19 protein-coding genes are annotated in these 22,458 nt (G+C 45.0%); 2 read left to right on the plus strand and 17 right to left on the minus strand.

What is annotated here, in order from left to right; genetic code table 11:
• Positions 1-45: 45 nt before the first annotated feature.
• Positions 46-858, plus strand: a complete 813-nt coding sequence (locus tag GYK50_RS04650) for an alpha/beta fold hydrolase (RefSeq protein WP_212564358.1) — start codon at positions 46-48, stop codon at positions 856-858.
• A 135-nt stretch (positions 859-993) separates the two neighbouring features.
• Here the strand turns inward: GYK50_RS04650 and GYK50_RS04655 are convergent, their stop codons facing one another.
• From GYK50_RS04655 to GYK50_RS04680, 6 genes are all read right to left on the minus strand, one after another.
• Entirely contained in the window at positions 994-2,073 is a 1,080-nt protein-coding gene (locus tag GYK50_RS04655; protein ID WP_212564359.1) for an HpcH/HpaI aldolase/citrate lyase family protein, read from the minus strand.
• A gap of 70 nt (positions 2,074-2,143) precedes the next feature.
• Positions 2,144-3,325, minus strand: a complete 1,182-nt coding sequence (locus GYK50_RS04660) for a cysteine protease StiP domain-containing protein (protein ID WP_212564360.1) — start codon at positions 3,323-3,325, stop codon at positions 2,144-2,146.
• A gap of 102 nt (positions 3,326-3,427) precedes the next feature.
• A complete protein-coding gene (locus GYK50_RS04665; protein WP_186474205.1) occupies positions 3,428-4,246 on the minus strand; it encodes an HAD hydrolase family protein in 819 nt (272 codons plus the stop codon).
• A 42-nt stretch (positions 4,247-4,288) separates the two neighbouring features.
• A complete protein-coding gene (locus GYK50_RS04670; RefSeq protein ID WP_212564361.1) occupies positions 4,289-5,581 on the minus strand; it encodes a phosphoribosyltransferase domain-containing protein in 1,293 nt (430 codons plus the stop codon).
• A 44-nt stretch (positions 5,582-5,625) separates the two neighbouring features.
• A complete protein-coding gene (locus tag GYK50_RS04675) occupies positions 5,626-6,849 on the minus strand; it encodes a S1 family peptidase (RefSeq protein WP_212564362.1) in 1,224 nt (407 codons plus the stop codon).
• Between the two features lie 63 nt (positions 6,850-6,912).
• Positions 6,913-8,061 (minus strand): ATP-grasp domain-containing protein, encoded by a 1,149-nt coding sequence (locus GYK50_RS04680; protein WP_212564363.1) that lies wholly within the window; start codon positions 8,059-8,061, stop codon positions 6,913-6,915.
• A 294-nt stretch (positions 8,062-8,355) separates the two neighbouring features.
• Between GYK50_RS04680 and GYK50_RS04685 the strand changes: the two genes are divergently transcribed.
• Positions 8,356-9,603, plus strand: a complete 1,248-nt coding sequence (locus tag GYK50_RS04685) for a TerD family protein (protein WP_212564364.1) — start codon at positions 8,356-8,358, stop codon at positions 9,601-9,603.
• Between the two features lie 280 nt (positions 9,604-9,883).
• On the opposite strand, the gene GYK50_RS04690 is transcribed toward GYK50_RS04685, so the two are convergent.
• The 11 genes from GYK50_RS04690 to queC form a co-directional block, all read right to left on the minus strand.
• The gene (locus GYK50_RS04690) at positions 9,884-10,492 is read right to left on the minus strand and encodes a TerD family protein (RefSeq protein ID WP_071001911.1); all 609 of its coding nucleotides are present in this window, start codon (positions 10,490-10,492) and stop codon (positions 9,884-9,886) included.
• 57 nt (positions 10,493-10,549) lie between these two features.
• The gene (locus GYK50_RS04695) at positions 10,550-11,302 is read right to left on the minus strand and encodes a TIGR00266 family protein (RefSeq protein WP_071001910.1); all 753 of its coding nucleotides are present in this window, start codon (positions 11,300-11,302) and stop codon (positions 10,550-10,552) included.
• A 210-nt stretch (positions 11,303-11,512) separates the two neighbouring features.
• Positions 11,513-12,088, minus strand: a complete 576-nt coding sequence (locus tag GYK50_RS04700; protein WP_071001909.1) for a TerD family protein — start codon at positions 12,086-12,088, stop codon at positions 11,513-11,515.
• 586 nt (positions 12,089-12,674) lie between these two features.
• Entirely contained in the window at positions 12,675-13,736 is a 1,062-nt protein-coding gene (locus GYK50_RS04705; RefSeq protein ID WP_071001908.1) for a DUF475 domain-containing protein, read from the minus strand.
• A gap of 222 nt (positions 13,737-13,958) precedes the next feature.
• Positions 13,959-14,534: a TerD family protein gene (locus GYK50_RS04710; RefSeq protein WP_058024753.1), complete on the minus strand. Its 576-nt coding sequence runs from the start codon at positions 14,532-14,534 to the stop codon at positions 13,959-13,961.
• 259 nt (positions 14,535-14,793) lie between these two features.
• Complete coding sequence (gene rlmKL, locus GYK50_RS04715; RefSeq protein ID WP_071001907.1) at positions 14,794-17,088, minus strand: bifunctional 23S rRNA (guanine(2069)-N(7))-methyltransferase RlmK/23S rRNA (guanine(2445)-N(2))-methyltransferase RlmL; 2,295 nt, start codon at positions 17,086-17,088, stop codon at positions 14,794-14,796.
• A gap of 242 nt (positions 17,089-17,330) precedes the next feature.
• On the minus strand, positions 17,331-18,515 hold the full coding sequence (locus GYK50_RS04720) for a mechanosensitive ion channel family protein (RefSeq protein ID WP_340050056.1): 1,185 nt from the start codon (positions 18,513-18,515) through the stop codon (positions 17,331-17,333).
• A 147-nt stretch (positions 18,516-18,662) separates the two neighbouring features.
• The gene (locus GYK50_RS04725) at positions 18,663-20,153 is read right to left on the minus strand and encodes a dihydrolipoyl dehydrogenase (protein WP_071001905.1); all 1,491 of its coding nucleotides are present in this window, start codon (positions 20,151-20,153) and stop codon (positions 18,663-18,665) included.
• A gap of 116 nt (positions 20,154-20,269) precedes the next feature.
• Positions 20,270-20,767 (minus strand): redoxin domain-containing protein, encoded by a 498-nt coding sequence (locus GYK50_RS04730; protein ID WP_212564366.1) that lies wholly within the window; start codon positions 20,765-20,767, stop codon positions 20,270-20,272.
• 187 nt (positions 20,768-20,954) lie between these two features.
• Positions 20,955-21,284, minus strand: a complete 330-nt coding sequence (locus GYK50_RS04735) for a hypothetical protein (protein WP_071001903.1) — start codon at positions 21,282-21,284, stop codon at positions 20,955-20,957.
• Positions 21,285-21,559: 275 nt separating this feature from the next.
• The gene (gene queC, locus GYK50_RS04740) at positions 21,560-22,309 is read right to left on the minus strand and encodes a 7-cyano-7-deazaguanine synthase QueC (RefSeq protein WP_197496773.1); all 750 of its coding nucleotides are present in this window, start codon (positions 22,307-22,309) and stop codon (positions 21,560-21,562) included.
• Positions 22,310-22,458 lie beyond the last annotated feature (149 nt).

The following is a 22,458-nucleotide window of genomic DNA, read 5'->3' on the forward strand; positions in this document are numbered from 1 at the left end:
AGCCCAACTGATTAATCAAAGTTTTCACCAAACAAGGAAGTGATTATGCCAACAATAAAAGTCAACCATGTCGATATCTATTATGAAGACAGCGCGCCCAATGACACGCAAAAACCCGTTATCGTGTTTGCCCATGGTCTGCTGTGGAGCTCGCAGATGTATGACAAGCAAGTAGAATATTTTCAAACGGACTATCGCTGCATTGCGTTTGATTTTCGAGGGCAGGGTCAGTCACAGATTACCAAATCTGGCTATGATATGGAGACATTGACCGAAGATACGCTAGGGTTACTTGACGCACTGGGTATTGATAAATGTCATTTCGTTGGATTATCCATGGGCGGGTTCGTTGCTCAGCGTATCGCGCTCAAACGACCGGAGTTGCTATTATCACTCACGCTGCTTGAGACATCAGCCGACCCTGAAGATCCAAAAAATGTCCCGCAGTATCGTAAGTTAGTCAAAGCCATTCGCTGGCTTGGGATGAAGCGTGTGAGCAAAAAAGTCATGCCGATTATGTTTGGCAGTACCTTTTTGGCCGATAAGCTGCGCAAATCTGATCGCAAACAGTGGCTGACGATGCTGCAAAGCAATCGTAAGGGCGGTGTCGTTAAGGCAACAATGGGTGTCATCGATCGCACTGGCACTTATGAGCAATTGGGTAATATCACGACACCGACATTGATTGTAGTCGGTGATGAGGATGCAGCGACGCCTTATGAAAAGTCTGAGCGTATGCATTTTGCTATCGCTGGGTCGAAGCTTGCCATTATTAAAGGCGCAGGTCATACCTCAACAGTGGAAGAGCCTGATCAAGTGAACCGAGTGCTCAGTCAGTTTTTGGAAAACTGCGTGTAATGTTTAGCGGTTAAAGGAAGGTTTTGTATTGTTAGGTTGTTTAAGCAGTAGTCTATAAAGATGTACAAAAAAAAGCCGCTATTAATAAAAGGTAGCGGCTTTTTGCATCGTATTGAAGTATCACATAGTTAACGATTACATTCGTGAGCTATATTGGCTGTGGCCATCATCAATGGTGCCAAATGCTTCTGCACGATTGACAACTTCGGTTGCCCATGCCCGGTGGGTCGCAGGTTCTAGCATGGTGTTGTTGTACTTAAACACCGCCTTGGCCTCAGAGTGCAGGATCGCTTGTGCTTCATCTAATGTACTGAGTGGCACGCAGTAGGCTTGCTGCACCAGTGCAATTTGGCTCGGGTGAATGACCGTTTTACCGACCAGCCCCAAACTGACATCATGATTTAGCTCCTGCATAAAGAGGGTTGGCTGGTCCAAGTACTCAAATACTGGCGCTGTCAGATAAAAACCATGCGGTACGAAGCAGCCAAGCAGCTGATAGGCAAGGGTGCCGATAGGCGTATCATAGACAATGCTATTCTTTGGACGACGCAGGCGCAATGCGGCAAATAAGTCATTACCCCCGATACGTAGCGCAAATACTGGCTGACTAAACGCTTCTTTAAAGGCAATCGCCAGCTCTTGATTATGATGCGGATTGAATAATGCAGCGGTTTCAAGTGTCGGCATCAGCAGATGATCAACGCTGAGGTTCTGACAAGCCATGCGCCAATTGGATAAGCTATACATATCGACTTTTGGCATGACAAAACCATCAATGAGATCAATATGCGCATAATCAGCCAATTGCTGTAGCATCATTGGGCTACGCGGACGTATAAAAACCAGTGGACGTGTTGGATGCTGAGTATGAATAGCAGCAGCTCGCGATGGATCATTGATGCTATTGACATGCTCAGCCCACGTACCCAGTAGCGTGCGCAAACGCTCAAGTGCCAACTCCACATCTTCATTACTAACGGCATCTTCTAAACAGATAATAATACTATTGATCGTTGGTAGCTTGTCGCGCTTGATGACTTGCCAGATATCTTGGCGAGTGGCAGGCATATATAGGCTAGCACCCAGCTGGTAGGGGTGGTGCGTGTGCGGTCTGACCATCGCATGACGCTCAGTAATCAGATGCACATAAGACTGGGTATCATAGGACTGAGTGTCAAGGTAAGTCGCTGACTCGTTGTTTGTTATATCTGACATAGTTGGCATCATAAATAGAGGGATAAAGGGCAAGCGTTCAATCGCGCTAGTGGTGCTCAAGCCAAAAGCATTAACTGTCTTTGGAGCGTTGCTTGATCAGAGTGATGGCTTGATAAGGGTATATTTTATCACCTAATACCTCAATAGTGATGCCTCGCTGCGCACATAAATGACGCAGTAGTATGGTATCGGGATGCGCCGCGGTCGCGAGCAATATACGCTCGGGATCGCGGCGCAAGATAGCGCGTGTTGCCTCGGCGATAGTCGGCTTAATACGGTTGCGATTGGTAATGTCATAGTCCGTGGCGAGCGCATCTATTAACGCTGCCGTCTGGTAGCGCGGCTGCTGATAGGTTGACAAACGCTTTGGAAGTGTGCTCAGTGAGCGTCTGGCTGCATCAACATGATCGATAAATGCCACGCTATGATCTGCGTCTATCAAATCCTCGTAAAAGACACTGCGATGGAGACCAGATGACGGCTCGGTGTATAGGCTGCGTGAAATCAGTCCTGATACGGTACTATTTAACAAACCCGATGGAATTAACCAATCTTCCGCGCTCGCCGCGAGCCAAGCAACGCCCGCTGGATCGGCAAGAGTCAGTAGCGGAATGACATCAGCACCTTGATGAAAAATATTGGCAAAGTTGGCATGAGCCGTGTCGCTAAATACGTCTAAGCTACGAGCCAGCTCTTTATAAATCGCGCCTTTACCTGTCCAGCCATCGACAAATACAATCGGACTGTTTGGGTAAGCGTCAAGCAGCATTTGTAGCGCTACAGGATCCAGCCCACGATCACGAATGATGCTGATACCATAATGTATACTTGGCAAATGATAGCTGCTATCTGTGTCAGATAACGCACGCTGCAATAGCACACCAATCGGCAGACCTGCCCGTACCAAGCTAATCAAGACTAGCGGATGCTCGTCACTGACATCATGACAAAAGACATGATGTAGGGTATGCGCTAAGCGTGCAATATCAGTTGCGGCTCTCTTGCCACCTTGCGCTAGTGCCTGTTGGTATAGCTCTTCATGCATCGCGGTAGGCGCTTGCTCCAAGGTCAACATATCAGAGTAGTGACGTTGCCCACTTTGAATGAGTGCCTCTTTTTGACTGACGGGCACATCAGCAACAGCGTCTTTATCGACGATATCGAGCAGGACGGTCACATCGCTGGCAAGGTAGCTACCTGAGCCGTAATTGTTTAGATTGGCTCTGTTGGTCTGTATGTTAGGTAAAGTCATAGTATGAATAATAGCACTCGTGATGATAAAAGAGAGGTTCTGTGTCTGTTTTTTGGCTAATTTTCTGGGCTGATGTTCTAGCCCAAATAATTAGACAGATGGCTAAGACGGATACTGCTCATGCATCTGACCGCGGCTTGGCATACCGTACCAGTCAAGCAGCTGCAAAAAAGGCAAATCTGCCAAGCTATCACCAAAACCAAAACTGGGACGCTGATGGTCTAAATGATTGTCTAATAAAAACTGTACAGCATGGCGCTTGTGTACCGCGTGCGGTAATATCGCTAGATTATTGGCATTCACATGCACATAAAAATCTTGCTCAAAATCGCGTATTAACGTGGGCAGTTTTTTGGCCAGTTCAACTAATGCTTGATGGTCTTTTTGCGCGTGTTTGATCGCTAGATAAATCGTTAATTCTTCATTTACAGACCCATTATTAAAGCTATCGACATGCGGCGTAAATACCAAATGACTCTGCTCACTTTTGCTATGACTAGCAAACAGCTCGCTTAGTTGGTTTAACTTATCTTGCAACGGTGCAAGCTTGCTATGCATATGTTGCTGCCACGCGCTTAGTAACTGCCCATCAGCCGTTAAAATAATGGCACCATGGGTCAATACTTGCCAACTGTCGAATGGTAGTTTCACGCGTTTGATCTCACTGCGGTCACGTGCTGTTACTACGATTAATTCAGTGCTATTGAGTAGCCAATTAAAAAAAGTCGCTTGGCGCTGACTCATAAAGCTTAGTGGCTCGTTTTGCTTATTGACCGTCGCACAAACCAAGTATTCTGGCTCTGCAGTCGGGACTTGCCAAGCATCAATCTTGCGCTGGGTTTGAAAAAGTGTATCGTCCAAATCCATTAAGGCATAGGGTTTGATAATATCGGCGCTGGGCTTGAAAAATGGGATAGTCATGACGTCGTCCATAAACAGTAAGTATGAAAGTTAAAGAATGGTTTAAATTGTCGGACTTACCACCAACACATTATTCAAACCGCGCCACATCGCATCGACGCTATCAGCAGCTGTCTCCACACACAACACAATCAACTCCCACTCGTCAGGGTCAACATTATAAGCAAAGTTGGTCATGCCAAGCCCATAATTATCATGAAAGCTCAGCATCGTAGTAATGGCGCCGCCAAGCGCAATCGGTGAGCGAGTTAATGCACTAAATTTCACGATAGCATTTGTGTCAGCTTTGAGGCTTTGAGATGTTGTCTCAAGCCATTCCGCCAACAAAAACGGCAACCAAACAAACTCATTGCTACCCAACACCAATATTTTTTTGGGCAATTGAGTGACATCAAAGCTGTCTTGATTATGGAAGCTTGCAAATGCAGCCTGAAAGCTCGAAAGATAGTTATTAAAGCCATCTGTGCTATTTAATGTGGGAAAACGTCCCCAGTTACCTGTAAATCCAAGCGCTTGACTACCAGCGGCAGTGGTATCAACCGATGGCATGGTGATAGGCTCTGGGTTGGGCGCGTCTGTCCATTGCCATGCGCCTGACAGTAAGTGATGGCGATGAAACTCAATACCAGTTAAGCGATCTGCCATACGCGCAGGCATAATGTCATCTGTCTGCTGGTTTGTATTTTCTTGATCCAATGACCAATCAACCAAAGTCGTTAGATGTACTTGCTCTAGCTGAGTGAGCCCTGCCTCACGTAAGGCCGTGACGACATTGACACAAGTATTGCCTGTTGATGCTTCATCATCGACCATAATCAGCGTTTTGCTAGCGAGTAGCTGCTCTTGCGTGACGCTATCTGTACTTTGATAAATTAAATGCTGGCTGGCATGACTGTGATCTTCATTAAACGTTGTTAGTAACGCTTCGGAGTTATTGTCACTATGCTGCGTGTGACGCGTAGAGTTTAGCAATAACGCATTTGGATAACGTGTTTGTAGTGCTTGATGCACGCCAGCGGATAGACCAACAGCGGTCTCTGCCATACCAATAACTAAAATTGGCTTGGGCAAATCGCTAGGAACTAAATTGGCCAAGTCAGTAAACGCATCTCGCATCGTGCTGGGTGCCACGGGGATATGACGGCCCAATACTTTGGAGACAAACAAAAACGCCCGTTTTGGATTAATACGCTGAGCAAAACCAAGCAGATCTTCTAATTGATAACTGTCGTTTTGTTTCAGGCTATTTTTGTTAGCCATTGAGTTGGTCTGATAGGTCAGATCAAGGGTGCCGCGAGGTAGGGTGATGCTCTTGCTGTGTTGCTTATTTAACATTCAAATTCCTTTGTACCTGTAATAGTTATATAGGTATAGACTTCTTAACCCTGACAGCCAACCAGCCATAATGCACTGCGACTTTGTTTGCTCAGTTGCGGTGTCGTCAACGGTATGGCGCTTGATGAATCAGCCTTACTCTCCAAACTGATACCAGCGCTCGCAAGAAGCGCAGATAATAACTGAAATTTCACCGCATAGTTCATGTTTTGGGCGTTTTCATGAACGAGACTGGCAGTCACCATGCCGACGACCTCACCAGTTGGTAGTAGTAAAGGACTACCACTAGAGCCAGGCTGAATGGGCGCGGTAAACTGAAGGTAACGAATATCATCGTTTAAGCCCGTTAGCCCTGAGATACAGCCTTGTGTGACTTGTAGTTGACTGCTTAGCCCTGATAATGGAAATCCTAATGTAGTAATGGTCTCACCCAATATGTCACTGCTTTGCTGTGCCAATGGTATATGGCTGGGCAGGGGGTCACTGACTCTGATAATAGCGGAGTCGCTACCGAAATCACTGAGCACGACTTGTGCCTCGCCATCAGGCTGACCTTGCTGACGTATGCCAATCATTTGAGCTGACTCAATCACATGATAGCAGGTGAGCAAGTGGTGCGGATCAATGGCAAATGCCGTCCCTGTCCATGTCTCACCTGCCTGCACGTGACGAGGCGGACGCATTTCATTGTGAGGGCAGGCTTGCTGTTGCTGTGCTGCTTGGATACGTGCATGTGTGTTGGGTGGACGAACATCAAGACTGACTTGTACTCGCTGCTCAAGACTCGTCAAACCTTGGGTCGAAGCTTCGCCAAGCGCCCAACATTTAAACTGTCCATTCCGCTGATATATCTCTAGTATAATCGCAGCTTTGACGTGGCGTTCGCGCGCTGTAAAGTCGTAGCGAAGTGCGCCATCATTCAGTGTTAAGCAAACATTGCTTAGCTCAACCGCAGGCAAGTTCAGGCTAGGCTCATCGTAAGCATAAGCAATCAGCTGTAAAAAATGCACACCTTGTTGCTCAAACAATTTGGGTAGATTAAGCTGCCATTTGCTTGGGTTATTGGCATCATCTATCGTTGCCCAGTCTTTGGGCTCATGTAAATAAGCAGGGCTACAAACAGCCTGACGATTGGCATCTAATGGCAACCAAAGTAGCCCAAGCTGCTGTCCAAACTTAAGCGGAGAAGTGCTAGAAAATGCGACCGAGCAGCGCACGTCTGCGATAACAGCATTAGCGCCTAACACGAGTGTGGTCTGTGCTGTCATCTTCTACCTCTTATTAAGTATGCGTTAGGTGGTCAGTCGCCATCTATGTTACTGGCTTATGGTTTATTCAGAAACAGTATCTTCGATTTTTACGCCTACCATAATGGAGCGTACTTGACAGGGTATTATTTGTTGCATGATATCAGCCAGTGTTGGCTTATCAGCTAGACCAAGCCAATAGCCAAATCCGACCTGTGTCAAATCCACACCGCTATGCGTCGTGTAACCAATACCACCAGACGGGCGGCTATTGATCTCAAGCACACGGTGCTGACCGTCATCATCAGCTTTGGTCTGCACACTGACGATACCGTCACAGCCAAAGGCTTTAATCAATGGGGTCACCACATCCATGACGGATTGCTCATAGCCGATATGCTGGATTTTGCCGGTTTTATAGCGCGTGACAGCGGCCAATACTTCACCGTATTCGCAGACCACATCGATAGAGTATTCCTGCCCTGATAGATAAGGCATAAGCAGCATAGGAATAGGGCGCTCACGTACCATTAGACTGTTTTTATAAGCGTGCATAAACTGCGCGGTATTGATTTTTTTCTCTTCGGTAAAGTACAAATGCTCAAAACTATCGTAGTGTTCATCAGGTTCTTTACCTGAGTCCAAGCGCCAAAACCCTTGAGCAAAAATACCAACAACTGGTTTGACACATAGGGGCTGATGACCGTGTTCGGCAAGTAATGCTTCCAGCTCTGTCACATTATCAAAGCGCCAAGCATCAGCGACAGGGATATTGTGTTGGTGACATTGCTGCATAAAGGCAAACTTATCCTCGATTGACTCTAATGCTGCTACGCTGGTTGCGCCTGTAAGCAAACGAATACCAGCGGCCTCAAATACCTCACGATGCGCTTCATAATCGACCCCATTGCGCCCCGTTAATAATACTTTGACGTTGTGCTCTTTGGCGTGTTCCAAGACGAATTGCCAGCGAGGTATAACAGGCTCAGTTGTCTCTTGTGCCTCATCCTCTATGGCTGCTTTTTCTGGATATGGTTCGCGATAGACCCTATCAGCAAATTCAAAAATCTCAGGTCGGTTATGACGGTGTGAGGCAATAATATTAAAAGGGGTGCTAGATTTGCTTTTTAAGTTCTGCAAACTCTCTAACATATCGCGCTGGCTGGATTGACCTTCAGCTAACCAAGCAGCTATTGATGTGGAGTGGACGCTATCGTTAGCAAGGTTAGTCATAATTCTCTCAGCGTTATTATCATATGTAGGGAGTTGGATGAGTGGATACGGTTATTGAAAACTGGCGGCAGTATAGTCAAAATTTGATCATTCAGCAGCATATATTATATACAAATGGCACAGGTTATAAATGCCCCTGATGAAATAGCCAAAAGGATTTGTAAGAGGGGGTTTTGCCTTTTGTAAAGCGGTTGGTCGGTTTAAAATTCTTCTATTATTCATGCTACTATATGACGATAGTTCGCATGCCAATGACAATGACGACAACATAATAAAGAATCTAAAGGACGTATGATGAATCAACCTCAGCAACTGATCGCAGGTGCTAATGCGCCATTACCAACTGATAATATTAGTGTCCGCATCTTAAGCCAAAACGCCATTGATTGCGCCGCTTATCGTCTGACGACTGATGGCAAAGTACGCGGCGATGGTGACATGATATTTTATGGTCAGAAACGTAGCGATGATGGCAATGTTAGTTTTCGTGGTCACGACAGTGACGGATTTTTTGATATCAATTTGCCCGCGCAGCCTGCCAATATCGACAAGATTGCTTTGGCATTCTCTAGCGAGCAAACGCTGGCACAAGTCGGCGATGTCGATATTCAGGTACTACAAGGCAGTCAGGTATTGATGACTTGTCAGCTGAGCAGTGCTGGGCGTAATGAAAAAGCCATTATTTTGGCGGAGTGTTATCGCAGACAAGGCAACTGGAAGTTTCGCTTTATCGCGCAAGGATTTAATGGCGGCCTAAAACCGTTGTCGGAGCACTTTGGCGTTGAGATTGCTGATGATGCGCCAGCACCCCAAAATACAACGCAAAATCAGGCTCAGCTGATTAATACGCAAAAAGCAGACAATACCTCTCAAGCGAGTACTCCGCCACCGATTCCTGCGACCCCGTCGGTCAACCTAAACAAAATCACTTTAACCAAAAATCAGTCCAGCATCAATCTGAAAAAGCGCGATGATTTTGGCAAAATCTCAGTGAACTTAGACTGGAACCAACGTCCAGAGAGTAATAAGTCAGCACCCAAGAAAGGCCTATTGGGTGATCTGTTCAAACAGCATCAATCAAGCGGTATAGATCTAGATGTTGGCGCGATGATTCATCTAAAAAACGGCGAAAAAACCCTGATTCAAGCACTGGGTAATCGCTTTGGTAGCCTGCAATCAGCGCCTTATGTATGCCTGCGAGCCGATGATAGAACGGGGCAGGTGAGTGGCGGTGAGTGGCTTGATATCAATGGTAAGCAGTGGTCACAGATTGAGGAGGTATTTATCTTTGCCTTTATTTATGAGGGCGCGCCAAACTGGGAAAAAACCGATGGCGTCGTGACCATTCATGTACCCGATCAGTCACCGATTGAGACCCGTTTAACAGAAGGGGCTAGTAACTTGCCGATGTGTGCCATCGCGCGTTTGGTCAATCAGCAAGGCAGTATCAATGTCGAGCGTATCAATCAGTATTTTAAAGGGCATCAGGAAATGGATAAGGCCTTTAACTGGGGGTTTAGCTGGAAGCGTGGTCGTAAATAACAGCGTTAATAATACTCTTTTATAGTGAATTCAGTATAAAAACGATACAGCGGGACTGGGATAAATTTTTCGCAGCATCGAGCAGCGTAGGTACAGCACGCAAGGAAAATTTAGACCAGTTCCACCTTAATATATAATGTATCTGTTTTATTTAGGATTGACTATAGTGTAAAAGCCCATTGATAAAAAGAGCGGCCCATCTATTGATAGATGGGCCGCTCTTTTTTGAAATAAATTATTCAACTGGATTAGTAATACTCCAGTTAAAGGCTCAACTCAGTTATGCGTGCGGCGTAATTGCAGGCATTAAATCATGGAAAGTGCGACCAGACGCAGTCTCGCCAATAGCGTGCATTTTCCATTCATTGTTATGCCGATAGACTTTTGCCATCACCATAGCAGTATGTCCACCTTGTGCCGATAAGTTGTAGCGAGCTACTTCGCTGTTGTTATTGGCATTAACGATACGGCAAAACGCGTTTTCTACCGTCTCAAACGTCTGGCCGGTAAAGCTATTGACCGTAAACACTAATGAAGTCACGTTGGCTGGGACTCTTGAGAGATCAACGTCGATGACTTCATCATCGCCATCGCCGTCGCCAGTACGGTTGTCGCCTGTATGGACGATACTGCCATCTTTTGATTTAAGCTGACTGAACCAGATAGCATCGACCGCTTGTTTGTTTGCGTCAAACATAATGCACGAAGCATCCAAATCGATAGAATCGCCGCCGCTACCACCGCCGAATAATTTACCTAAAAAGCCACCTTTTTTGTCTTGTGGATTTTGAGCGACATCCCAACCTAGACCTAATTTGACTTGAGTCAGCTCGCCGCCTGCTTCTTTGCTTAGGGAGATTTTCTGTCCCTTTTGTAGACTAACTGCCATGTGAGTATCCTTATAATAATTGTGAGTAAAACTGCTTAAACATAGTTCTAAAAAACGCTATAAGATATTATCTAAAAAACCACCGCCGCCGCCGCGACCGCCTGAGCTCGTTCCTAAGACACTCTGCAGCCAACCTTGATAGCTGTCGCGATTGCGCGAGCAAATAATGACTTTACCGCTTCCTGAAAAGTTCAGAACCATACCCTCGCCACTGGTGACGGAATTGATGATATTGCTCATGATGCCTTTTTTCTTGCTGGTCGAGACAGACAGCTTATAGTCGAGGTTCGAATCCCAGCAAACCACATGACCATTATCAATAATGACATCTTTGTCTGGGGTGACCTCAATCTCAAACAATGAGCCAAAACCAGATACCACAACCTGACCTTTTCCTTGCGTCTGCATGACCATAAAGCCACCATTATCACCGAATACCGCGCCGCCTAGATTACGCTGAATATTGGCTCTGATATCAACGCCAGTTTGCGCCGCGACAAAAGCACCATCACTCAAGGTATATTGCTGTGATCCCACCTCGATGATTTGCATATCGCCATCTAGTGTGGGGGCAAGCAAACAGTCGCCTTCGCCATGGACTGCTTCAATCTGCTGTTGAAATAACGATTCATCATTGGCAAAGCGGCGCATAAGCGATTGCATCAGTCCACCTTGTAGCTTACCTTTTAGCTCAAGGTTAGACTCCATCATTACCATTGCATTGGCTTCACAATAAATTGAATCACCTTTTTTGAGATTACAATGCAAAAAAGGCTCAATAGTACCGATTAAACTGAATGTTGCGGCCATGGGGTGCAAATCCTTATTCTAATATCTTTGATAGGTGCTCTTAATGTGGGGGGGGATAGACCTATGTGTTTTAGCGTTTTTATATTGATGAGCCTATTAAATTTAAAGCCATCAAATGCGTTAAAAGGGCACACTTGATGGCTCATAGGAGTTGCTATCAGAAAACTGATAGCAACGCTTGGCTCGCTAGATATTTACGTCAATTTAACGTTACACGTTTACGCCGTAAGACGCTGCTAATGGTCCAAGACCACCGCTGAAACCTTGACCGACGGCACGGAATTTCCAATCGCCGCTGTGGCGATATAGCTCACCAAAGATCATAGCTGTTTCAGTGCTGCCATCTTCTGATAGGTCGTAACGGGCGATTTCAGATTGACCATTATCGTTTACAACACGGATATAAGCATCGCCAACTTGACCGAAGTTTTGGTTACGTGCTTGGCCTTCATAGATGATGGCACAAATGGCAACTTTGTTTACATCAGCTGGGATGCTCGCAAGATTTATTTTGATTTTTTCGTCATCGCCATCGCCTTCGCCAGTACGGTTATCACCAGTGTGCTCAACGGCGCCATTGTCTGACTTTAGATTATTAAAAAAGATAAAATCTTGATCGTTACGGACTTTGCCTGCTTCGTTGATTAAGAAGGCAATAGCGTCCAAGTCAAACTCTTGACCGTCAGTTGCGCGTGGATCCCAGCCTAAACCAACTGTGATGTTGGTTAAACCTGGTGCTTCTTTTGATAAGTTTACGTTGCCGCCTTTTGTTAAGCTAATAGCCATACAAATACCCTTTGGATTAATAATTAAGTGGATTGGGTCGAAAAAATAAATTAAAGGTTGTGCAGTGACTGATGTGAAAGGACAACTGGTAAAGAACCTAGTTGTATACCACGTCCTGCATATCATTACGTTTTACTATACTAAGCGTTTGCTCACTAAGCAAGGCGTATTTTGTGCGCTTACTATATGCTTACTAAGCGACATAATAACCCTGCATTTTTGATACTTTTTAATCATCTTAGCAATAGTGGTTAACGTATTGTTATGCAAAGGTAAATTATTTAATGACTGTTTCCTTTGGATTAAGCCATAGAATGAAGAGAAACCTACCCTAGGTTGCAAAGACATAACCAAAAAAAGCGGGTCGTACCAGATATGTTGGTACGACCCGCTATAAGCTTGACAACTCAATAAAATTTAAACGTAATATTGTACTGAATAATCCATTAATAAAAGTATTTAGATAAAGGTTTTATTCGGCAAAAACCGACCAGCCTGTTTGCCTGCCATTATAACGCAAAAAAGCAGGCCATATCTGATGATACGACCTGCTCAAAGCTATACAGCATCATGCGAACAACAGGTGCTAATTAAGCCTTGCTGCTTCCGCTTTACGATGTTTCAGCGACGCCCATAATGCAAAACCAATAAAGGCAATACCGATAAGACCAGTAATAATTTCTGGTACATGGAACTTCACTGACAACAGCATAATGATGGCTAAGGCACCGATGGCGTAATGTGCGCCATGCTCAAGATAAATAAACTCATCAAGCGTGCCTTTGTCTACCAAGAAGATAGTCATCGAACGTACGAACATCGCACCAATGGCAAGACCAAGCATGATAACAATGACATCATTGGTAATGGCAAATGCGCCAATCACACCATCGAAACTGAATGAAGCATCGAGGATTTCTAAGTATAAGAAACCAATGATACCGCCTTTCATGATAGCGCTGGTTGCGGCTGCGCCACTTCCTTCGTTTTCTAAGTCTTCTTCGAGATCACCTTCTAGCATACCAGAGACAACCTGTACACCAAGGTATACTAGAATGCCCCAAACGCCAGCAATGAGCACAGCACTTGACTGCTCTGCACTGGCCCATGATACCGCAATCATTAAGACGATAAGCGCAACAAATACGCTCATCGCATCGACTTTGCCTAGCTTGACCAAACGGCTCTCAAGCCAGTCAAACCAATGGACATCTTTGTCATCAAAAATAAAGTTCAAGAAAACCAATAGTAAGAAAATACCACCAAAGGCTGAGATTTCAGCATGGTGCGCCATCAATCTGGCTGAGTATTCTTGAGGATTGTTCAAGGCCAAATCGATCACTTGCATCATACCAAGGTCAGCGGTAACCGCAACGATGACAATAGGGAAGACCAAGCGCATACCGAATACCGCAATTAAAATACCCACGGTTAAAAATATCTTTTTCCAAAATTCGTCCCAGCCCTTAAGGACTGAAGCGTTGACCACCGCGTTATCAAAAGATAACGAAATCTCCATGACGGCCAAAATAGCGGTAATCGATAGCGTGGTTATCATCCCACCCATACCGCCATGTGAATATCCCCACCATGCCGCTATTGCTAAGGCAATGATTGTGAAGATAATATCTAAATAAAAATGTCTCATGACACATCCTATCTGGTTGCGTAAAGCTGGTCTATTATAGACACAAGCCGCAAAAAAGTGGTTATTGCTAACCACTTTTTATGCATAATTTTAAACGAAACGTAAAGCATTACTAGTCATTGGGGCATTAAAAATTGTGACTATTTGCAACGATGCTCGCTTGATATCTTGGACGTGATAATCGGAATGGCTGATAGCCCAAATGCCAATAAAAATAAGGCTCTAGATATCAACGCCGTACTGATGACACATCGCCTGTAAGCCACCTGAATAACCTTGACCTACCGCGCGGAACTTCCATTCACCGTTATGGCGATATACTTCACCGAATACCATGGCTGTCTCAACAGAGTAATCTTCTGCTAGATCAAAACGTACCACTTCAGTACCGGTTTCTTCGTTAACAACGCGGATAAAGGCATTGGCTACCTGACCGAAGTTTTGGTTGCGAGTAGCAGCGTCATGGATAGTCACCGTCACGACTACTTTATCAACGTCAGCAGGTACTTGGGTTAAGTTTACTTTGATAACTTCATCATCACCATCGCCTTCGCCAGTACGGTTGTCACCTGTGTGCTCGACCGCGCCATTATCAGATTTCAGCTGATTATAGAAGATAAAATCATGGTCGCCGCGCACTTTACCTGCACCATTTAGCAAAAATACGCTGGCATCAAGATCGAACTCAGCACCAGAGGTGGCGCGCTCATCCCAGCCTAGACCGATTAGTAGCTTGGTCAAATTTGGATCAGTTTTCGTTAGCGATAAGTTACCGCCTTTGTTAAGTGATAGAGCCATAGTGTTATCCTTATTATTAGACGTTAGAGATTTAATGACATAAAAGGCGATGCTTACGCTATCACTGCGCAAATCCATCGCCTAGTAATGCTCTATCATAACAACAAAAAATGACCCAATCAAAGCCGATTGGGTCATGGTTATATTTTATATACATTGGGCAAAAAACTTAAGTTTCAGGCAGTTACGTTACTCATTATAGCTACCTTGTTCATGGCATTTGCCAGTATAGCAGCATTGCTCACTCATAAATGCTTATCTATAGACTCTGACGATGACGAATCTCAAAGCTTTGATGAATAGGTTTTTTGATATTAAAATCAAAGCCGATCGTCTTTTGGGTGATATGAATAATATCGTAGCGCTCGACTAACTGCTCATCTAGCTCAAAGCGAGTGAAGTTATTAGAAAAATACAAGACGCCATCAGAGGTTAAGCGGTTCATGGCCCGATTGATCAGAGCTGCATGATCACGCTGCACATCAAAGGTGCCTTGGAACTTCTTCGAGTTTGAGAACGTCGGTGGATCAATAAAGATAATATCAAACTGCTCGGTATTGTCCTTGATCCACTCAAAAATATCGGCAGCAACGAACTGATATTTATTGCGGCTGACGTCTAGACCGTTCAAGGCAAAGTTTTGTTTGCCCCAATCTAGGTAGTTCTGTGACAAATCAACGCTCGTGACTTTTTTGGCACCAGCAAGCGCTGCATGCACACTGGCGGTACAAGTATAAGCAAACAGGTTAAGTACAGATTTGCCGTGGCTGTTGCTTTTGATCCGTGCGCGCATATTACGGTGATCAATGAAAAGCCCCGTATCGAGATAGTCGGTAAAGTTGACATAAAAATACGCCCCATCTTCGCGGGCGACATGAAACTTGCCGCGTTTTTCTGTGGTGCTCTGTTTACTATACTGATCATTGCCAGACTGACGGGCACGCGTTTTGATAAAGATTTGCTCACGGTTAATATCAAACACTTCACGGATACCCATCAGTGCGAGATTAAAGCGTTTTTTGGCTGTTTCAGGTGGAATAGTCTTAGGCGGTGCATACTCTTGCACGTGGGCATAATCGCCGTATAAATCGATAGCAACCTTAAAGTCAGGCAAGTCGGCATCGTAGACACGAATGTTACTGACATTGTCTTTTTTGGCCAGTTTTTTGAGTTTGCTTAGATTTTTTTGTAGACGATTAATAAAGTCTTGTCCGTCTTCTACGTCGATCTCACGCTTTTCAAAACGGCTGACAAGATTGCCTGTCTGTCCAGCGATAAGCGTTCCGTAGCGGAAATAGACGGTGATCGCGCCATTATGACAGCGTAACGTTTTTGGTTCTTTAATCGGTAGGATATCTACTTGCTCGACACGAGCGGCCAATATGCCAAGCATTGGATCGATACCGCTGCCAGCGAAGCTGTCTTGTATAATCAGGCCAATGGCTTGATACAGTGGCTTAATCATTTCTTCATCACCCAAACGCTCACCATAAGGCGGGTTGGTAATGATTAAAGGATTACTCAAGCGACCGTCATCCACGAGCGGTTTTAGGGCGCTACCAAGTTGATCAAGCGCACGCTGTTCGATGTCTAGTAGCGGAAGCAAATCTTGAAGTCCTGCCGCGATGAGGTTTTTTTCGGTTGCGATAATCGCGCCATTATCAGCATCAAAACCCAACACAAGCGGCAGCGTATCTGGTTGCTCATTGGCAATCTCTAATGCTTCGCGAAAACGTGTCTGTGCATCCTCAATCATCTCCTGCCATAGCGTCTCGTCATGATGCTGCCACTCATAGAAGCCAAATTGATTGGCCGCTTTGTCGATACCTACAGCATAATCACAGTGCATGAGTAGAGCTTCGATAAGGAAGGTACCAGAGCCACACATTGGGTCTATTAACGCATTATAGTAAGGTGCATCGCCTGCTTCGTTTTTCTTGTGCCAACCAGCGCTATAGAGTAGGGCAGCTGCCAAGTTTTCTTTTAATGGGGCTTCTGTCATAGCCACGCGATAACCACGGCGATGCAAACTGGTCCCTGATAAATCTAAATACAGCTCGGCCTGTTTGTCATTGACGGTCGCAAAGATAGAAAAATCTGGGTTTTTGCTATCGACATTCGGACGGCTGTCGTACACTTCGTTGAAGGTGTCCGCAATGGCGTCTTTGACCCGTAACATGGCAAACTGCTGGCTGACGGCAACGCGCTTATCGACAGACAGACGGATGGCAAAGGTTTGCTCTAAGCTAAACTGCTCAGTCCAATTGACGGATTTTGCCAAACCATATAGCTGCTCTGCAATATCGTATTCTGCATTGATGTTTTTGCGTTTGATGAGCATCAATACCCGCGAAGCCACACGTGACCAAAGGCAGATGGTATACAAGTCGCGTAAATCACCCGTGACGGCAAGACGACCAGTACTCTTGATTTCGCTATCAATACCGAAACTTGTCAGCTCAGTCTGCAGCGGTGCCTCAAGCCCATCGGCACAAGTAATGATAAGATCAAGCGACAATGTGGAAGAGGGTGCAGCTGCGGTTTGTTCGGTCATACGGGTACCTGTGGGCTAAATTGACAAAAGAGGCAAATAATAAAATAGATGTTTTAACCAGTAATTTTACCATAATTCACGGTAGGATGGTTCAAAGTGGCTATGTTTAAGGTGCGATAGGTTTAAGGTGCGATAACTAGATCTCTTGCAAAAGTACCAGTTCATTGACTTCCACTGACGGAGTTACAAGGGCTGACGATGACTTATGCAAGAAGTCTACTAAATACATGAACATAAGTCAGCTACTTATTCTTTGCCAATGATCCCTTTCCTGATACAACTTGAGTGGTGGTTGCAAAAGGTTTAGTCGCGATAGGGTAGTCGACGTCTTTTGGCATGAGCAGGCGCATATGTGGATAAGGCGTTGAGATATTGGCCGCATCAAAGGCAATTTTTATCTCTTCTTGTAGCACTTCTTTGATTTTGGGTATACGTGCCACGGCTGCTGGCTTGACCCAAAAACGCACGATAAAAAATACGCCATACTCTCCGATTTCGGCCACGGTCGCTGAGGTCTCAGGACGATTGAGTACTGCATCGGTATTGCTGAGTACTTGCAAAATCTCTTTGCGTGCAAGCTCAATATCATTTTCGAAGGCAATACGCACGCGAATATCAAAACGTATAAAGTTTTTGGAGGTTAAGTTAATCACTTCTGAGGAGGCGACATTAGAGTTTGGAATAATAACAGTAATATTGTCTCGAGTTAGGATATGGGTAGTGCGCAAGGCAATAAGCACCACGCGTCCCTCATTATCATTGATATGAATCCAGTCCCCAACTTGAAACGACTGCTCCAGCAAAATAGTGATACCGGCGATAAAGTTGGCAAGCGTCGATTGAGCAGCGAAACCGACAGCTAAGCCGACAATACCCAAACCTGCAACTAACGATACGATATCAAAACCAAATTGTGCCATCACGCTGGCAAGCCCAAGTACCAATAGGAGCACCGACAAGATATTTTTGAGCAGCTGCTCTATCGAGGCATTGAGTCCATAATGCTGTAGGACTTTATGAATAATCTGACCAGACGACGCCCACAGTACGTAGTAGATACCAGCCCACGTACTTGCTTTTGCTGTCGCCTTGATGGTTTCTGGTTCAAAATTTATTTGACTCATGATCGCTATCAGACTGGCGACAATCCAAACGTAACGTAGCGTTGAGCGGGCAATCTTGGTACGGCGATCGTTTAAGCGAATCTTAGTTTTACTTTGTCTAAGAATATAATTGGCCAACCAATAAAAAAATCCCAATACCGCAAGCAGTATTAGGATCTTTATGCCAGTGCTAGCAAGCTCTACTGCTTGAGAAGACCAGTTGAGTGTCTCTTCATCGATAGAGCCGCCAAGCGCAAGGTAGAGGCTAGTATGCAGGTCACGAATGATTTCTTTAAAAAAGTCGGTAACACTAGCGATTGGCATTTTTTCGTCCATGCAGGGTGTGTTTATACAAGGTTTGATAAATAAGGTGTCTGGTTAAGCGTCACCTCAAGTTGTCTAGTCAATCAAATATAGCATGAGTGATGACTAAGCCTAACTCTATTTTTTAGAGCAAGGCCTAACTGTAAATTAAAAATTGTCTTCTTGCGCGTCTTGAGATTGATAGGGTATCTCCATTTTGTCCTGCACATCACGGAGTGCTGTACGCAGTCCTTCTAATATCGTAGGATGATAAAAAGGCGTGTCAAGCATCTCTTTAATGCTCAAGTCATTGGTAATCGCTGTGGCTAATATATGACCGATATACTCAGCATCAGGGCCCACCATGCTCGCGCCTAATATTCTGTCGGTTTTTTTGCAGGCATAGATATGTAGCAGACCACAATTAACGCCCATCACACGGCTGCGCCCTTGGTTGTCAAAACTGACGCGACCAATCACAAATTCCAGCTCAGGGTCTTCTTGAATCTCGGGTAGAGACATTCCGACATTGACGATTTGCGGTGAACAAAATACGATAGAAAATGGGGTGGCGGGCGGGCGAATATAAGCATCTTCGGTATTTTCACAGACCATGTTGCCAGCACTATAGCCCTCATCACTCGCTACATGCAGTAGAGGAATGTGAGCATTGGCGTCTCCAACGATATAGATATCTGAATCGCCAATTTGCCCTGTTTTTTTACTCAAGTTTTTCGGGCGGTTTTTGTCATCAAGCTCAACGCCTAAGTGTTCGACACCCAACTGCTTGATGTTGTTGCGGCGACCAGTCGCGACCAAGACACAGTCGCCTTGCCATTGTCTTGACTCACCAGCACTGTCTTCATATTCAATAAACGCAGTTTGAGTGTCTTTATTTACTTTTTGACCCACATCAGTAATCTTGCTTCCCAAGTGCATGGTAAGCTCATGACTTAAGCACTCGATGGCTTTTTGGTTGATGTCATTATCCTTGAGACCAGCAACTTGTTTGACTCGGTTGAGTAGCGTAACCTCTACGCCCAAGCGCGTAAATGCTTGTGCAAGTTCTAGACCAATGGCGCCAGCACCGACGACGGCCATAGAGTTGGGTAAGTCTGTAAGCTCAAACACGTTATCAGAGGTGAGCATCGTGTCACCCAGTTTGTCAGCCCAACCGTCAGGTATAAAAGGTGAGCTGCCAGTTGCCACAATGATTTGCTCTGCGGCAATGAGCTCATCATTAACCTCGATTAACCCTTGCTCATTGATATGAGCACGCCCATCGATTTTTTTGTGATCAGGCCAGCTATCTACTTGTTTTTTTATGTAGCTTGCAAAATGACTGCGCTCATCACGCACGCGCTGCATCACTTGCTTGCCATCTATTTGCGCAGTTGCATGAACCCCAAACTCAGCCGAATGATTGGTATCATGTGCACGATCAGCGGCTGCAATCAGCAGTTTGCTAGGCATACAGCCGACAGCGACACAGGTAGTGGTCCAAAACCCTTCGTTGATAATGACGACATCGTCTTTAGTTTTACTTGCTTGGCGAAAGGCATTTTGACCAGCCGTGCCTGCACCGATAACGGCAACAGAGACGTTGCGCGTGATTTTTTGCGGTGCCTTATCAGTAGTAGTACCAGACTGTTTATTCATATGATTCTCTAGTAAGAAGGGATTATAAGCGTATGTGTTGACCGGTGACTCAGAGCCTTATATTCGCGCGTTTTATCGTTTTTGCGGCAAAAATGTACTCTGTTATAACGATCAGGTTATGGTGCCAATATGCTGAGTAGACGACTGGTGTAATCTTTGGCACGTAGGTTACGCTGTGCGTGGGTCAGCTTGCCTTCTTTATCAAATACAAATGCTGATCTCACCAGTCCCAAAGTAATATTGCCGTACATGTTTTTCTCTTTAATGACTTCAAAATACTGGCATAGTTTTTCATCAGTGTCACTGACAAGTGGGATCTGTAAGTCGTATTTATCGATGAACTTCTCATGTGAGTCAACGCTGTCACGAGAGACGCCAACGATGTCATAGCCTAAGTCGTCAAAGTCGTGGATATGCGCCGTGAACTCCGTCGCTTGTGTGGTACAGCCTGGTGTATTGTCTTTAGGATAAAAATAGAGAATAAGACCTTTGTCGGTATTGGCAACCATCTCTTTGAGACTAATCTCAGCATGGATAAAGTTTCCGGCAAGTTTGCGTACGATGGTCACTGGAAAGTCGGGTAGGTTGATCGTTTCTGTTGTTGGTTTTGCCATGGTAAAATCCTTATTGATTTTGGTTATGTATATTGGTTTTTTTGATGGTTTAGATAGGGTTTTATTTATCGTCTTCTTATTATAGGCAGATTGGTAGCAATAAATAATCAGTTTTACACTTTGCTTATCCATTGGTAACAAAAAAGACTGGCAATGGCCAGTCTTTTGTATATCAAACGAATAGTAATTAAGCAGGCTTTTGCGGCTGCTTCAAGTCTAAGCCGACTGTGCACTGCTGCAGGTCTTTTTGCATGGTTTTGACATAAGGCAAGCTTGAAGGGTCTTTTTTGTCTTTTGCGTAGCTTTCGATCTCCCACATCTGACCAATCGTCATGTTGCTACGCACACCGATAGTGCACTTACATAACTTTGTCGCATCACTTTTACTAGCGACTTTATATTTAACTGCGCCATCGACGCATGAGTTGATATTACTTTGCTTAATATCAGTAGCATTCGCCTGCGGCATTGCGAACGCGGCCGCTAAGGCTAGGGGGAGTAATGGCAATAACTTCATAAATATCCTCTTACAGGTAGTGTCAATTTTTGACTATGGTATTCAATGTGATTTTATAATCAACAGACAGCTGGATCACTGATATGTGAGTGACTGAATCATTGGTGATATCTCATGTAACCTATATCACATGTAATCTATTCAATTGGCAAAAATGATTGTCCATACCATAGCAAGTATATTGATTAAAATACAATGTCGACGTGCTGTGTTAATGCAAGCGAATGTTTCGCTAATGTTGATTGATGCCGCTGTTTGATAAAAAGTCAGTATCTCTATCCAGCTTGGTAATGAGTAGGGTCAGTGACGCCAGCTTGAGCAAAGCCTTGGCGACGTAGCGCACAGCTATCACAAACGCCGCAAGCAAGTCCGTTTGCATCGGCACGATAACAAGAAATCGTTTGTCCATAATCAACGCCCAATGATAGACCAAGCTCAATAGTTTGAGCTTTGGACAGCTTTTGTAGTGGGGTTTGGATAGACAAGCGATGACCGGTAACGCCCGCTTTTGTCGCCAGATTGGCCATGTGCTCAAATGCTTCGATATACTCTGGACGGCAATCGGGATAGCCAGAGTAATCGACTGAGCTGACCCCAATGACGATATGATTGGCATCAGTCACTTCAGCGACGGCTAGCGCATAAGACAAAAAGATCGTATTGCGCGCAGGCACATAAGTATTCGGAATGGCATCGTTATCGATCTCATCGTGCTTCTTGCTAGGGAATTTGTCGGTATCGCCGTCTGGTACAATCATGCTGTGATCGGTGAGTGATGAGCCACCAAGCTGGGCGATATCAATGTCGATAATTCTGTGGTTGACGCCTGCTGTCTCAGCGATAGTCTTTGCTGCAACAAGCTCACTATTATGACGTTGCCCATAGTCAAAGCTAACCGCTGTCACCGAGGCATAGCGCGCCTTTGCCCAATACAAACACGTCACCGAATCGAGACCACCTGATAAAAGCACCACGGCATTTTGGTTTTTGTGAGGAGTATCGTTGCTGTTGGACGCTTGATTCATTGAGGGATTCTGCAAAGTAACGTTAGTCATAGTGTTATCTATTATTGGTTTACGAAAACGGCTATTTTAGCAAAAATACGGCTATTACAGAACCACGAAGCGACCAATCACGTATCACTAAAGTGACAAAGCCATGCTAAGCAGTATTG

The sequence above is a fragment of the Psychrobacter pacificensis genome (assembly GCF_018336615.1).
Taxonomy (GTDB): domain Bacteria; phylum Pseudomonadota; class Gammaproteobacteria; order Pseudomonadales; family Moraxellaceae; genus Psychrobacter; species Psychrobacter pacificensis.